The sequence below is a fragment of the Pseudidiomarina tainanensis genome (assembly GCF_900115255.1).
GTDB lineage: Bacteria > Pseudomonadota > Gammaproteobacteria > Enterobacterales > Alteromonadaceae > Pseudidiomarina > Pseudidiomarina tainanensis.
On the sequence record NZ_FOYU01000001.1, the window covers coordinates 831,815 to 846,228 of the forward strand.

Annotated in this window: 16 protein-coding genes and 1 other RNA gene; 5 read left to right on the plus strand and 12 right to left on the minus strand. The window is 47.7% G+C overall.

Translation table 11 applies throughout. The features are described from left to right. From BM292_RS04115 to BM292_RS04135, 5 genes are read right to left on the minus strand one after another with little or no spacing between them, the layout of a single operon-like run. Positions 1-612, minus strand: a complete 612-nt coding sequence (locus tag BM292_RS04115) for an energy transducer TonB (protein WP_092855552.1) — start codon at positions 610-612, stop codon at positions 1-3. Between the two features lie 2 nt (positions 613-614). Continuing rightward, positions 615-1,016 carry an ExbD/TolR family protein gene (locus BM292_RS04120; RefSeq protein WP_092855554.1) on the minus strand — a complete coding sequence of 134 codons (402 nt, stop codon included), beginning with the start codon at positions 1,014-1,016 and terminating at the stop codon, positions 615-617. A 12-nt stretch (positions 1,017-1,028) separates the two neighbouring features. Then, the gene (locus BM292_RS04125) at positions 1,029-1,553 is read right to left on the minus strand and encodes a MotA/TolQ/ExbB proton channel family protein (protein WP_092855556.1); all 525 of its coding nucleotides are present in this window, start codon (positions 1,551-1,553) and stop codon (positions 1,029-1,031) included. A 4-nt stretch (positions 1,554-1,557) separates the two neighbouring features. Further along, positions 1,558-2,919 (minus strand): MotA/TolQ/ExbB proton channel family protein, encoded by a 1,362-nt coding sequence (locus BM292_RS04130; RefSeq protein WP_092855558.1) that lies wholly within the window; start codon positions 2,917-2,919, stop codon positions 1,558-1,560. Further along, complete coding sequence (locus BM292_RS04135) at positions 2,916-3,698, minus strand: DUF3450 domain-containing protein (RefSeq protein ID WP_092855560.1); 783 nt, start codon at positions 3,696-3,698, stop codon at positions 2,916-2,918. Before BM292_RS04135 ends, BM292_RS04130 begins: the two co-directional genes overlap by 4 nt. A gap of 371 nt (positions 3,699-4,069) precedes the next feature. On the opposite strand from BM292_RS04135, the gene priC reads away from it, so the two are divergent. Next, complete coding sequence (priC, locus tag BM292_RS04140) at positions 4,070-4,372, plus strand: primosomal replication protein PriC (protein WP_092855562.1); 303 nt, start codon at positions 4,070-4,072, stop codon at positions 4,370-4,372. A 1-nt stretch (position 4,373) separates the two neighbouring features. Here priC and BM292_RS04145 read toward each other — a convergent pair whose 3' ends face one another. The 4 genes from BM292_RS04145 to BM292_RS04160 form a co-directional block, all read right to left on the minus strand. After that, a complete protein-coding gene (locus BM292_RS04145) occupies positions 4,374-5,468 on the minus strand; it encodes a tryptophan 2,3-dioxygenase family protein (protein ID WP_092855564.1) in 1,095 nt (364 codons plus the stop codon). Positions 5,469-5,689: 221 nt separating this feature from the next. Further along, an RNA gene (gene ffs / locus BM292_RS04150) (signal recognition particle sRNA small type) lies at positions 5,690-5,787 on the minus strand. A gap of 89 nt (positions 5,788-5,876) precedes the next feature. After that, on the minus strand, positions 5,877-6,623 hold the full coding sequence (locus tag BM292_RS04155; RefSeq protein ID WP_092855566.1) for an enoyl-CoA hydratase-related protein: 747 nt from the start codon (positions 6,621-6,623) through the stop codon (positions 5,877-5,879). Then, on the minus strand, positions 6,616-7,707 hold the full coding sequence (locus BM292_RS04160) for a ketoacyl-ACP synthase III (protein ID WP_092855568.1): 1,092 nt from the start codon (positions 7,705-7,707) through the stop codon (positions 6,616-6,618). Before BM292_RS04160 ends, BM292_RS04155 begins: the two co-directional genes overlap by 8 nt. A 102-nt stretch (positions 7,708-7,809) precedes the next feature. On the opposite strand from BM292_RS04160, the gene BM292_RS04165 reads away from it, so the two are divergent. Genes BM292_RS04165 through BM292_RS04180 form a run of 4 tightly spaced genes read left to right on the plus strand, consistent with a single transcriptional unit; the run spans position 7,810 to position 11,716 of the window. Further along, positions 7,810-8,925: a methyltransferase gene (locus BM292_RS04165; RefSeq protein ID WP_092855570.1), complete on the plus strand. Its 1,116-nt coding sequence runs from the start codon at positions 7,810-7,812 to the stop codon at positions 8,923-8,925. A gap of 2 nt (positions 8,926-8,927) precedes the next feature. Beyond that, positions 8,928-9,512 (plus strand): peptidylprolyl isomerase, encoded by a 585-nt coding sequence (locus BM292_RS04170; RefSeq protein WP_092855572.1) that lies wholly within the window; start codon positions 8,928-8,930, stop codon positions 9,510-9,512. Continuing rightward, positions 9,509-10,843, plus strand: coding sequence for an AmpG family muropeptide MFS transporter (locus BM292_RS04175; RefSeq protein ID WP_092855574.1), 1,335 nt, complete (start codon positions 9,509-9,511; stop codon positions 10,841-10,843). The genes BM292_RS04170 and BM292_RS04175 overlap by 4 nt, the downstream gene beginning before the upstream one ends. After that, complete coding sequence (locus BM292_RS04180) at positions 10,844-11,716, plus strand: ketopantoate reductase family protein (RefSeq protein WP_092855576.1); 873 nt, start codon at positions 10,844-10,846, stop codon at positions 11,714-11,716. Here BM292_RS04180 and ribBA read toward each other — a convergent pair whose 3' ends face one another. The 3 genes from ribBA to nrdR are packed head-to-tail and all read right to left on the minus strand — an operon-like array spanning position 11,717 to position 14,401. Beyond that, positions 11,717-12,847 (minus strand): bifunctional 3,4-dihydroxy-2-butanone-4-phosphate synthase/GTP cyclohydrolase II, encoded by a 1,131-nt coding sequence (ribBA, locus tag BM292_RS04185; protein ID WP_092855578.1) that lies wholly within the window; start codon positions 12,845-12,847, stop codon positions 11,717-11,719. Next, a complete protein-coding gene (gene ribD, locus BM292_RS04190; RefSeq protein WP_092855580.1) occupies positions 12,844-13,959 on the minus strand; it encodes a bifunctional diaminohydroxyphosphoribosylaminopyrimidine deaminase/5-amino-6-(5-phosphoribosylamino)uracil reductase RibD in 1,116 nt (371 codons plus the stop codon). Before ribD ends, ribBA begins: the two co-directional genes overlap by 4 nt. Then, positions 13,952-14,401 carry a transcriptional regulator NrdR gene (gene nrdR, locus BM292_RS04195; protein WP_092855582.1) on the minus strand — a complete coding sequence of 150 codons (450 nt, stop codon included), beginning with the start codon at positions 14,399-14,401 and terminating at the stop codon, positions 13,952-13,954. Before nrdR ends, ribD begins: the two co-directional genes overlap by 8 nt. Positions 14,402-14,414 lie beyond the last annotated feature (13 nt).

Consider the following 14,414-nt stretch of genomic DNA (forward strand, 5'->3'; position numbering starts at 1 on the left):
TTACTCCATATCCAACGTGAAGTCGAGCTGGACCGTTTGACCAGGCTGGCGTACAGCTTTACCGTCAACAACCTTCGGCTTGTATTTCCAACGCAACAAGGCGCGGCGAGCTTCTTGGTCAAATACACGGCGTGGTTCTGAGTCGATAACTTCAACATCAGTTACCCCACCTGTTTCATCGATGGTAAAACGTAATTGCACCCAACCTTGGATACCGTCACGTGCCGCAGCCGGCGGATAACGCGGGTTAATACGTACGATAGGTGTTGCTTCACCATCGCGAACCATAAGTCCACCCGCATTTAGCCCTGTATCGGTTCCACCAACATCTACCTCAAAACCTAAGTCAAGATTCATACCATCTGAGTCTGACGTGTCAGGCTCGTTTGGCGGAGTCTCAGGCGGTTGCTGAGGTGGAGGCGGAGGTGGTGGTGGCGTACGGCGACGCTGATCCACATCCGAATCCGGTGGCGTTGTTACAAGTTCGATCGGTGCAGTCGGTGGTGGACCTTCGTTACGTCCCTCACCGCCGCTAATCAAAAAAGCCATGAAAGCGAACAGAAGGAACGTAGCTGCAGCACCTAATAGTATTGATACTATAAAGCGCACCATAATTAATCGTCCTCTGCGGCTATGGATATCTTGTCAATACCCGCTTCCTTAATTTGATCCATGACTTTAACGACAACACCATGCTTGGCTTCTTTGTCCGCCTGAATCACTACGATATCAGTTGGCTGTTCTGCCAATAGACGTTCGATGTTCGCGCCTACACGCTCTACATCAACCATACGCTTGTCCATCCATACTTCGCCGTTCGCACGAATAGCGATAAAGATGTTAGCAGAAGGTTTCTTCTCTGCCTGACTCGCTTCTGGCTTGTTCACGTCAATACCAGCTTCTTTAACGAAAGAGGTGGTTACGATGAAGAAGATCAACATGATGAATACGATGTCGAGCATCGGCGTCATATCGATCGCTGCATCTTCCTCTTCACGAAAACGTTTACGTGCCATAATTCTTCTCTCTTAATGATGTGGCAAACTGTCGATCAATCTTTCTTTCGCTCGACGCACCCGTGCTTCTAAGCGAGAGGCGAAGAACATACCTGACAATGCTGCAACCATGCCCGCCATTGTCGGGATAGTTGCCATCGAAATTCCCGACGCCATCAAGCGTGGGTTACCAGTACCTTGTACCGCCATGATTTCAAATACTGCAATCATACCGGTTACGGTGCCAAGTAGTCCGATTAACGGACAAATCGCTACGCAGGTTTTGATCAACAAAATACGCGCATTTAGTTTTTCGTTGGCTTCAGAAATCCATGCATCACGGATTTTGTGAGCGTACCATGAGGTGGTATCTTTCCGAGCGTCCCAGTCGCTGATGATTTGTTTCTTCAGCTTAGGAAATACGCCGGTGAGGAACCAATAGCGCTCAATCATGAGAACCCACATGAGAAAGAGCGCCCCCATGACGACGTACAAGACGTCGCCACCGGTACCCAGAAAATCCCTGATAGATTCCCAGAGCTCCACCAGGTAGACCATAGGATTACTCCTTCTTCTCCGCGTGCGCGGCGACGATACCTGCAGCCTGTTCATCTAATACATGAACAATAGACTTAGCGCGTGATGCCACAATCGCGTGTACAAGAATCAATGGCAACGCAGCAATCAGACCCAATGCGGTGGTAACCAACGCCATTGAGATATCGCCTGCCATGATTTTCGGATCACCAGTACCAAACAAGGTAATTGATTGGAAGGTACCGATCATACCAACAACTGTACCTAAGAGACCGAGTAATGGCGCGATAGCTGCCAAAATCTTGATGATGTTTACGCCGCTGTCGATACGTGGTGTTTCACGCAAAATAGCTTCGTCAAGTTTCAACTCAAGGTTCTCAGTGTCTGCAGTTTTGTTCTCTTGATACACTTTCAAGATACGGCCAAGTGCGTTTTTGTCAGATGGGTTCGCAGTGTTTTTCAACTGAGCGCGCATCTTCGCACCTTCAATACCTAAAGTGATGAACTTGTAGATTGCAATCAAGAAGCCAACAATAAGCGCAACAGTGATTACGTAACCAACTGTACCACCTTGGTGATAACGCTCTTCAAGCGTTGCTTTTTGAGTTGCCAAGTTCAAGATTTGACCACGAGCCGGGTCAATATATAAACCTTCGTAACCAGTTTCAGTGTTTTCAAACGCTTCAACAGTTGCCAAAACGAAACCTTCTGGCTGACGACCTAATGGCTGAATCTCTTCAGCAGCGTCGTTGTAGTTGAAGTATTCGCCGTTTGAAATCAAGTTGAATACACCAATACGAGTTACATCACGGTTTTCAGTTGAACCGTCAAGCAAAGTCACGTCACTGTTGAAAGTTACAACACGACCAGACTCTTTCATTTCGGTCAACCAAGCTAACCAAAGCTCTTCAAGCTCAGCAATCGTTGGCACTTCTTTCGCTTCAGCGATAGTTTCCAAAACGTCTTCACGACCTGGATACTGCGCGCTCACGATAGAGGTTGCGATACGACCGATAGTTTCGCCTGCTGCACCACGTGCAACACCAACGATTTCACCCAAAGTACCAAGAGCGTTTTGCAACTCTTGTTCTTTGTTAGCAAGTGCGATTTCGTTTTCAGCGAATTGAGCTTGTAAACGCTCGCCGCGAGCTTTTTCGTTCGCTAGCTGACGTTTTGCGTCGTTCAATAATGCTTGCTTGTCAGCACGAGCTGAAGTGAATTCAGCTTCACGCTGTGCGTTGATACGCTGTGAGGCAGCACGGTTTTCTTTCACTAGTTCAAGAAGTTGGTCTAGTGATTTCGCTTCATCTTGCGCGTAAGCAGAGCTCGCGCCAGCTGATAATGAGAATGCTGCTGCGACCAGCAAAGATTTCACTAGTTTGTTCATTCTGCACGCTCCGCTGCGTAGATAGGCAGTTTAATCAGATCAGGTGCGGTTTGCTTCCGCGCCATACGAATCGCTTTGGTCAAAGAGCCCAGGTAAGCGTCATCAAGAGCTTCCCATGCGCCCGCTTCTTTGTTGTAAATCCAACCGTTTTTCAGGTCCAAAGATTGAGCCATTAAAGCTGCGCGACCTAAGTGGAAGAAGTCAACAGAGATTTCTTCACCTTCGAACTGCAACTTGCCTTCGTATGCGATCAGACCTGCGCCGTAATCCATTTCAGCTTGATAAGCTTCAGTGATTTGACGGAACTGCTCAGAAGTCGTGACGTTTGAAGCACCCATGATTTCGCGTAAACGCTCAACACGAGCCAAACGACGCTCTTTGTGAATAGGCAGATCTAGCTCCACAAACTGCTCCAAAGCGTCGATCATTTTGTACATCAAAGGAACCACACCTTGCTTGGTCGCTTCGATGCCGTCGATCTGGCGCTGTAGAGAAGCCAGTGATGCATTCTGGTCATCAACGAGACGCTGAACGTGATCATTGTAGACTTTTAAGTTTTCGTATTCGTCTACAACTGCACGGTACTCATATAACAACTCTTGGCTCTGTTCGAACAAAGAATCGATTTTTTGCTGAGACCGTTTGTCAGCAGTGTGAATTTTTGCTTCTTCGTTTTGCAACGTCGAAAGATCTTGGGCAGCTGCGCTAGCGCTACCTGCAATTGCGAACATCCCGATTAGGGCTGCAGCAACTTTGCTTTTATTGATTACTTTGGTCATAGTTCCCAACCAATTTGACTTAACTTTAAGCTCAACGACCTAATGTCGCCAGCCTCCCAGTTATTTGAGTGACGAAAAGAGTTTAATCAACACTTGCAGCTATTACCGACAGAAAGCCGACGGTAATAATGCATCAATACTCCCACGATCGACGCGGCGATGTCAACAACGGATATCAGCTAAAATTAACACTAAATATAGATAAAATGCCGTTTACAGCATCTTAACAGTTGTGCATAAAAGTAACTTCTGACTGCATATTTACCCACAACAGTAGCTCTCAGAAATCTTTATTTTTGAAAGTCAGCGAGTTGCGCTAAACTGTGCCATCAACAACTTAAGTTTCATGTCGCCACCAAACGAGCATTTGCATGTCTAATCAAAGCATTTTCAATCACCAGCTGCAAACCCGCCTCGAGCATGAAATCAATGCATTAGAACAACGTATTAAGCAGTTGAATATATCCGAAGAAAATTTTTCTGATTGGTTTGATGCACAATTGTTTAATGCTGAGGCCAGCCAACCGCTTGATTACGTTCATGAGCTTCGACAAACCCTAGTGAGTCTCACCAAAGCAACAACCACCAGCCGTAGCCAGTGGTTGTCAGAACGCCTTGCCCATCAACTGGGCGCACTGCATCAAGCGCTTCGCTGGTTCGAGCACCACCGCTAAGTTAGTCGTCGTGCCGGAAATAAAAACCGAGTGCCTGTCGAACCGCACTGGGTAGCTCAGGTAACGCACTTTTCGGTAACAAATAAGTGGCCATGGCAAAGAAATCTTTGAATACTCGATTTTGTTCCGTCGTACGACGCAAATAATCATGCCCCGAAGAGCCGCCAGTGCCAATCTTAGTCCCCAACATGCGTTGCACCATCATTGCATGTTTATAACGCCAAATAGTGAGCTTCTCATCCATTTCGGCTAACGAGGTAATCACCTGATGAGCAAGATGGAATGCCGGTTCTTCGCGGTACTGTGTAATAAACAGCGCACTTAACATTGCGCGTTGGGATAGACGAACTCGGTTATCTTCCTGTAACGATTTATAACGTTCGTTATTAAATAATGCCGAAAAATTATCCCGATTAACCTGCAAACTGGCCAATTCTGTCTCTAATTGCCCATCATCGGCAGCATTTTGCCGAATAATTTCTTCGTCACGGTCAAGCGAATCTGTTACCGCCTGCTGATAGACGTCCCAAAAACTAAAATCATCAAACTGTAAAAACGGCATACGTGATAGCCACTGATCAACACAATCAAATAAGCTCGGTTGCGTTTCTAGTTCTTCTAAATATGTTCGATGTTCATCGTTCAGGCGGTTATAAAACGATTGTTGATCAAATGCGATACGGGTGTCTCGGGTCAGTCCAAGAATAATTTCGAGTTCTTTAAATTGAATGCTCTGAAAACCGGAGGCTGGAACGAGGTAATCACGAAACTCCAAGAATTCTTGCGGCGTCATCGTCTCAATCACGCCAACTTGGTCATTCATCAAGTCTTGAATTGTCAGTACACGGCGCAGTCGATGCGCAACCAGTTGCAGCGCCCGGTCATCCAATTGTTCTGCGCGAAACTCTTTATAAATCGCCCGCAATTCATGCAAAACTTGCTTAAACCAAAGCTCATACACTTGATGCACAATAATGAACAACATTTCATCGTGCGCTTCAGGCCCGTACATTTTGCTATGCGGTTGCTGAGAATCTAGGAGTTTATCTAATTGCAGGTAGTCGCCGTAATAAACCGGCTTCACATTCTTCGGCATGGGGAAATCTCGTTGTTCGTTAATCGTTAATCGTTAATCGTTATTCGTTATTCAAATAACCTCTTTGCTTTAGTGTGTCTGTTTTTTCGTATAACGACAAGCAAAGCGATCGAATAACGAGTAACGCCTTTCACGAAAAGCGAAGCGGACGAACAGAGAACGAAGTGAACGGACGAACAGCGAAGCGCACGAATCACGCTTTTGGAGAATTTGGGTGGCGACCTCACCAGCCAACACCCCGGCACCCACATCCCTGACTACGGCTGCTCCCTTCCGGGCCTGACCGGGTTCGCCAGTTCGTGTTGCGGGGGGACCAATGAGGTCACCATAACGGCGGGCATTATCCCTCAAAGCCAGTGTACTCGCAAGGCAAGTACAGCTGACTGCTGAGAAATTAAGCGATTTTGATTATTTCTTTTTAGTTAGGCGGTCTTTTATCGCTTGGCGAGCCGCGTCAGAGCTTAAAGCACGGGCAAAGATCTTCGCTTCACGCTCTATTCTATCGGCTACTGGTTCAGCTGGCTGTTTGATAAGCTTCTTAGCTGCTCGTAAACCACCGTGTGGTTTGCTCGCTAATGAAGCAGCAACTTGTTCAAGCGTTTCGCTCAACTCTTGCGGTGCCACAACTTTATTAACTAAGCCATATTGCAACGCTTCTTGAGCATCAAAGCTATCGCCAAGCAACAGCAACTCAGAGGCTTTCAGGTGACCACATTGCTGCGGTAGCAATAAGCTCGATGCGGCTTCAGGTACTAAACCTAAATTAATAAATGGCAACGCAAAAACAGCGTCGCTACTCGCATACACTAAATCGCAGTGCAGCAAAATCGTCGTGCCGATACCAATCGCTAAACCATTAACACCAGCTACCAATGGAACACTAAGGCGACTTAAGGTATACAGAAACTCGAACGGTGGCGCACTATCATCAAGATCTTCAATCGCCAAAAAGTCATTTAAATCGTTACCTGCAGTAAAGCTATCGCCTTCACCGGTAATAACCACCGCTGCAATTTTTTCGTCACGATCAGCAGCTTGTAACGCCGAGCTCAGGGCCGTATACATATCCTGAGTCAACGCATTTTTTTTATCTGCGCGCGCTAACGTCAACCACAGAACGTTATGGCGAACTTCTTCTTTTACCAAGTTACTCATGGCCGCGTTTTTCCCAAGCTGCTTTGGTGCCTTCGTATAACGGCAAAATCAAATCCAGTGCCGTTTGCCCATTGCTTGGTAAGGTTTCATTGTTATCACGAATTGGTGTGACACGCTGACCCCATTTAATAATACCAGCACCACAGGTTAAGCCACCGCCGAACACAGCTGAAACAATCGTATCACCCGGCTTCACAATGCCCTGCTCTACTGCTTCACAAAACGCGATGGGTAGCGTTGCTGAAGACGTATTGCCGTATTTTTGAATATTAATGACGGTTTTTTCTTCCGGAACCTTACACATTTTTGCAAGATAGTCGATGAGGCGCTTGTTGGCCTGATGTGGAATCAACGAGTCGATATCGTCGGTGGTAAGACCGGTTTCTTCGAAGACTTTTTCAACTGCGGTATTCATACCTTTGACAGCGCGTTTGAAAATTTCCTGGCCAACAAAGTTGAATGGCATAATGCCATCGAAACCAAAGCGATTAAAACTCATACCGAATTCTAGCGCTAACACATCACGGGCATCCGCATCACAAGTAACATGTGAAGCTAATAAGCCACTTTCAACGTCGCTCGCTTCAAGAATCATCGCCCCTGCGCCGTCACCAAACAGCACCGCGCTCTCGCGCTTGGTCCAATCAAGAATACGAGTCAAACGCTCGGCACCAATAATGAGAACTTTCTTGTGCGCGCCGGTGCGGATGGCTTGCGTTGCGTAATGCATGCCATATAAAAAGCTACTACAGGCTGCATTCAAATCGAACGCCGCAGCCGTTTTATTACCTAAGTCGCGTTGTACTGCCGACGCTACGTTTGGGATAATTTCATCAGGCGTACAGGTACCGACGATAATTAAATCGAGTTCTTCAGCATCAAGACCAGCCGCGGCTAAAGCATTACGCGCTGCCACAGTCGCCATCTTTGAAGTGCCAACCGCACTCACGCGACGCTCTTCGATGCCCGTGCGGGTACGAATCCATTCATCAGACGTCTCTAAAAACGTCGCCAAATCATCGTTGGTCATCACAGCAGGCGGTAAACATTTACCCCAGCCGGTAATTTCTGCGTATTTTTTCACGAGTTAAAACCTATAGTCATCTGTCGTTTTTCGCTATCATAGCACGAATGTGACCGAGTGAAATGTCCGACCATTGATAACCCAACAACGAGCAACCTATTTATGACTTTATTCACCACTGCCGCCGGCACTTGGCAACTACAACGTTTTCCTGCACGTAGCCACGATACGCTGCAAGCGTGGGAAGCGGCAGATGAATTACTGCATGAAATCATTGTCACCCGCAATGACGAAAGGCCGCTACTCGTGAATGATCAATGGGGTGCTCTGTTGATGCCATTTGCTGGTTTAGACACAGCCAGTTTAAGCGACTCCTATGTGAGTCATTTAGGCTGGCGTCATAATCTCACACTCAATCAATTGCCTAAAACTCTTAGCGCACTGTCGCCACTTGATCAATTGCCGGATGATCGCGACGTCGTGTATTTAAAAATACCGAAGAGTTTAAGCTTGCTTGAATTTCAGTTAGCAAAAATCGCCGCGGAATTGCCTGCCGGCGTACCGATAATTGCCGCTGCCAAAAGTAAGTTGCTTACACCAGCTGTACGCGAACTCTTTGCCAAATATTGCGATGCTGTGGAGGTTTCATTGATTCGCCGTAAATGTCGAACGGTGAATGCTGTGGTGCGTAATACGCCATTAGACGCAGAGCACTTTGTGAGTGCGTGGCAAGTGCCTGAATTGAATCTCACCTTACATCACCACGCTGGCGTCTTTGCGCGCAATCAACTCGACATAGGCGCCCGCTTTATGTTGGACAATATGCCTCCGGCAGGAGCCCAGCAGGTGATTGATTTAGGCTGTGGTAACGGTGTATTAGGTATACATTTTGCTCGGATGTCGCCGGATAGTGACATTACGTTTGTCGATGAATCCTTCCTCGCCATTGCGTCAACGCATCGGAATATTATTGAGAATCTTCCCGCTGAGCACATCACGCAATACCACACCCGCGTTGACGATTGCTTGGCACAAACAGCTACTGACAGCATCGATCTCATTCTCTGCAATCCGCCATTTCACCAAGAACATGCCGTGACGGAGCATATTGCACGCCAGATGTTTAGAGATAGTCGGCGAGTTTTGCGTAAAAATGGTGAATTATGGGTAGTGGCGAACCGTCATCTCCCGTATTATCAGTCGTTAAAGCGCTTATTTAAATCAGTGCACCAAGTCGCACAAAATAGTAAATTCATTATTTTACAAGCACGAGGATGATTATGCGTTACCTGCTTTTAGCCTTCGTTTTTTGTTTCAGCAGTATGAGTTTTGCTGCGCAAGTGCAGCCCAACAATCTCTTCCCCAAAGTGAAATTTATTACCACTGAGGGTGATATCGTGGTTGAACTGGATCGTGCCAAGGCACCGATAACCGTTGAAAATTTCTTAATGTATGTGCAGGCAGGTAGCTATAACAACACGATTTTTCATCGCATTATTCCCGGCTTTGTTGTGCAAGGCGGCGGTTATAATGAAAATTTTGAAGCGAAAACCATGTTTGACCCTATTTTTAATGAGTCCGGCAATGGCAAGCTCAATAACTACGGGACCATTGCGATGGCTCGCACATCGGATCCGCATTCAGCCACCCGCCAGTTTTATTTCAATATGAATGACAACGAATCGTTAAATCCATCCACCAAAGGTTGGGGTTATGCGGTGTTTGGCTGGGTTATCGCTGGTGAAGAGGTATTAGAGAAGCTCGCCAGTGTTGAAACCTCGCCTTATCATGAGCAGACAGGCTGGCCAGACGTACCTAAACAGCCGCCGGTTTTGAAAAAAATTGAAATTGTTCCGCAACAGTGAGTTCTTCAACCCAAACTCCTTGGTATAAAGACCTCGCGGTGTATCGCGAACCGCGCGTATGGGTTATTTTTGGTTTTGGTGTCATCAGCGGGTTTCCGTGGGTGCTTATCGGCTCCATGCTGTCCGCTTGGTTACAAGAAGTCGGGGTCGACCGCTCAGCCATCGGGTTATTCGGAGTTGTGTTTGTTGCCTACTCCATTAATGCACTGTGGTCACCACTGATTGATCGCGTCAAAATTCCACTACTGAATCGATGGGTTGGGCAACGTCGCGCCTGGCTTATTTTCTGCCTTATTGGCATTTTGTTTGCCACCAGTGTGTTAACCCAAATCAACGTGGTTGAGCATTTGTGGTGGGTTGCCCTCGCCGCGCTAGTAATCGCAATATTCTCTGCCACGCAAGATATTGCGATTGATGCCTTTCGTATTGAAACCTTTGGCCCGCACGAAGCTCGCCTTCAGTCTGCTGGTGCAGCAATGGCTACCGCCGGCTGGTGGAGCGGTTATAGCGGGCTTGGTGCCATTCCCTTCTTCCTGGTCGACGGTGCTACACTGACCTGGCAAGACGCCTACGTTGTGTTGTGCTTTGTCATAGTTGCACAGCTTTTATTTGTGCTCACGGTAAAAGAGTCGAAACGCTATCGTCCGGAACTGCCAAAGTTCAATCATTGGCTCGACTGGCTCCGCAACACATTGGTTGATCCAATTACCGAATTTTTCAAACGCAATGGCTGGCAACTTGCCATCGGCATGCTTGCGTTTATTTTCTTATTTAAAATTGGCGAGGCCTTTTTAGGTCGCATGTCGATTGTGTTCTACAAAGAAGTTGGCTTTAGCAACGATGACATTGCGGTTTACTCAAAAATGGTTAACTGGTGGGTCACCATCATTTTCGCCATCCTCGGAAGTTTCGTGAATTTACGTCTTGGGATTGTGCGAGGTCTCATGTTGGGTGGCATCGCCATGGCCGGCTCGAATTTAATGTTTGCTTGGATAGCCGGCGTTGGTCCGAATACTAACTTGTTGCTAGCAGCGGTAATCATTGATGGCTTTACCGCCGCATGGTCAACGGTTGCATTTGTTGCCTTCATTAGTTTGCTTGCCAACCGTGCGTTTACAGCCACCCAGTATGCGTTATTTGCATCACTCGGTAACTTAGGGCGAACCTTGCTGTCCTCCTACAGCGGTTATGTGGTTAATTGGCTCGATGGTAACTGGCAGCTATTCTTTATTCTCACCGCGGTGATGGTTATTCCAAGTCTTATTATTCTGTTTGCACTACGAAAGTCATTGACTCGATTAGAGCAAAATTATCATCGGGAGCTTGAGTAAATGCATTGGTTAGTGGTTGGTACAGGCGCAGTGGGTAGCTTGATGGCGGTCAATTTACGCCGTGTGGGCGAGCATGTTTCCCTAAAACCACGCAGTGCAACACCTCACCCCATTGAGATTATTCATGAGGCTCATACCTTACAATTCAATACGCAACAGTTACCGATTAACGCACCGACACAAATTTTTGCCGCAGTGAAAGCGTACGACGTCGCTACCTTTTTGGAGGAACTCAAACAATCACCGCTTCCAGATGATTCATCGATTATTCTGAGCTACAACGGGATGCTCGATAACGAGAGTACGATCATGCCAGAACGGGCTTTGCATTGGGTTACAACGCACGGTGCTTATCGTCATAACAATGAAGTTGTTCATGCCGGTGTGGGCGAAAGCTGGTTGGGCTGGGCTCGCGTCGAACATGCTTCAAGCCGTCGTCCAACCGAAGTTTTTAACGTATTAAATAACGCCTTACCATTGCTGAATTGGAGCCCTGCTATTGATCAGCGCCGGTGGCAAAAGCTCGCTATTAACTGCCTCATCAATCCGTTTACAGTGCTACATAACTGTCGTAATGGCGAACTACTTCAGCACGATATTACCGCGCAACAACTGCAAGTCGCTGAGGAGATTTGTTGGTTGGCTGAACATAAAGGCATTCGCTTACACGCTGAGACACTAGTTGAAAGCGCACTCACAGTGATTAAGAATACCGCCCGCAATTACTCATCAATGTTGGTTGACGTACAACAGCAGCGGCGTACCGAAATTGATTTTCTCAATGGTTTTGTTGCGCGACAGTCGCTTCAGGCAGGAAAAGCGGCGCCAGCGAATGAATTACTCTGGCACCGTGTACAAGAATTAGCGAACTGATTACTCGCTATCAGCTTGCTCGTCTTCAATGAAGTCAACAACCTCTAGGCCAAAGCCCGAAAGCGCTGAATAGCGTTTTGGTGAGCTCATCAAGTGCATATGGTGAACGCCCAAGTCAGCGAGAATTTGTGAGCCGATTCCCACATTTCTTGATGCGTTAGAAGCAGCCGCTGTTGGTTTCACTTCGCCACGATCTTCAGCAGCAAAGCTCATCACCTGCTCTAAGATGTCTTGCGGGTTCTGATGCCGGCCAATCACCACCAACACACCATCGTTTTGTCCGATATATTCCATCGCATGACCCAGCGGCCAACTGCGTTTCGCTGCGCGCTCAGTAGCGAACAAATCATTGAAAGTATCTTGCAAATGAACACGCACGTTCACCGGTTGATCGGGTTCAATAGCACCGTGAACCAACGCATAATGAACTTGTTTATCAATCGTGTCTTGATAGGTGATTAATTCAAACTCACCATATGCGGTTGGCAGTTTACAATGCGCTTTACGCTCAACCGTTTTCTCTTTCAACGAACGATATTCAATTAAATCAGCGATGGTACCAATCTTCAGGTCGTGCTCAGCGGCAAACTTCTCTAAATCTGGGCGACGCGCCATGGTGCCGTCTTCATTCAGAATTTCGACAATCACAGCGGCTGGTTCAAAGCCAGCTAATCGCGCCAAATCGCAACCGGCTTCCGTATGGCCAGCGCGGTTTAATACACCACCTGATTTCGCTTTCAGTGGGAAAATGTGACCCGGCATCACCAAATCAGTCGGTTGCGCATCTTTTGCTACAGCGGCTTGTACGGTGCGAGCGCGATCGGCAGCTGAAATACCGGTGGTTACGCCCTCCGCAGCTTCAATTGAAACCGTAAAGTTGGTTGCATAAGGTGAGTTATTTTGGTCCACCATGAGTGGCAAGCGCAATTGCTTACAACGTTCTTCGGTTAGCGTTAAACAGATAAGGCCACGGCCGTAGCGCGCCATAAAGTTAATCGCGGTCGGCGTGACACACTCTGCAGCTAGAATTAAATCACCTTCGTTTTCACGATCTTCATCGTCCATCAAGATAACCATTTTACCTTGACGAATATCTTCAATGATTTCTGCTGCACTATTTAATCGAGTCACGACGTTAAGTCTCCTCTCACCCGGCGCGGAACTGCAATAATCCGAAGATCTTCCGCAACCTGACGAACATCTTTAAAGGTTAATTCTGGCACTTGGCTCATGTGAGAAAATGCCGGTAAATTCAAAAGTCCAAGACCACTGGCGCCAACAAGTTTGGGCGCTAAATACACCACCACTTCATCCACTAACTCAGCGTTGAGCAAAGCACCTGCAAGCTGAGCACCGCACTCAGTCCATACTGAATTGATGTGGCGCGCTGCTAAAGCGTGCATCAGCTCTACTAAATCGATATGTTGTGTTTCGTTGCGTGTAACTGTGATGCATTCAACGTGCGCCGGCCAATTGCGTTCAACAGCCGTATCGGGTGCATGGACCACAATCACCGGGCCTAATTCTTGAAACAGCGTTTCGTTGCCGGTTAACAAGCCATGAGAGTCTATAATCACCCGTGTTGGCTGAATCACGGTTTGCGGATGACGAGCGGTCAACACCGCATTATCTGCCAGCACCGTTCGCGCGGTACTCAATATCGCGCTACTTTGGGCGCGCCAGCGATGTACATCGCGCCGCGCATCGGTACTAGTTATCCACTGACTTTCACCATTCGCGAGCGCCGTGCGGCCATCTAAGCTGGCTGCCATTTTCAACCGTAGCCAAGGACGTTGGCGTTGCATCCGTGCCACAAATCCGCAATTAAGCCCTAACGCTTGTTGCTCAAGCACGCCAACAATCACCTCAATACCATGAGCGCGAAGCCGTTCGATGCCCTCACCGCTTACTAACGGATTTGGATCTTTCATCGCCACCACAACAGCGGCAACTTCAGCTTTGATTAACGCATCTGCACAAGGCGGCGTGCGACCAAAATGACTACAAGGCTCCAACGTCACGTATGCAGTAGCACCCTTCGCTGCTGCACCTGCTTCGCGCAAGGCATGCACTTCGGCGTGCGGTTCACCAGCACGTTGATGCCAACCTTCGCCAACAATTCGATCATCGGCAACGATCACACAGCCAACCATCGGGTTTGGTGCAGTGGAAAAACGCCCTTGAGCGGCAAGCTCAAGGGCGCGTTGCATATAACGTTGATGACAAGCGAGCGGATCAGTCATTGAGACGAGCAATCTCCTCGCCAAACTCACGAATATCGTCAAAAGCTCGGTACACCGAGGCAAATCGGATATAGGCAACTTTATCGAGAGCTTTCAGGTTTTCCATCACCAAACCACCAATCACTTGACTGGTAATTTCACGCTCCCCAGTTGCCCGTAGCGATGATTTGACGTTCTGAATTGCTTGTTCCATCGCCTCTAAACTAACTGGACGCTTTTCTAGAGCGCGCAGTAGCCCGTTGCGCAACTTGTCCTCATTAAATGGCTCGCGAGTACCGTCCGATTTAATCACGCGAGGCATAATTAATTCGGCTGTTTCAAACGTAGTGAAACGCTCTTTACACTCGGTACACTCGCGCCGACGACGCACAGAGGCGCCGTCCGCAACCAATCGCGAATCAATCACTTTGGTATCTTGTGTGCCACAAAAAGGACAATGCATCGGCGTGTTCCCT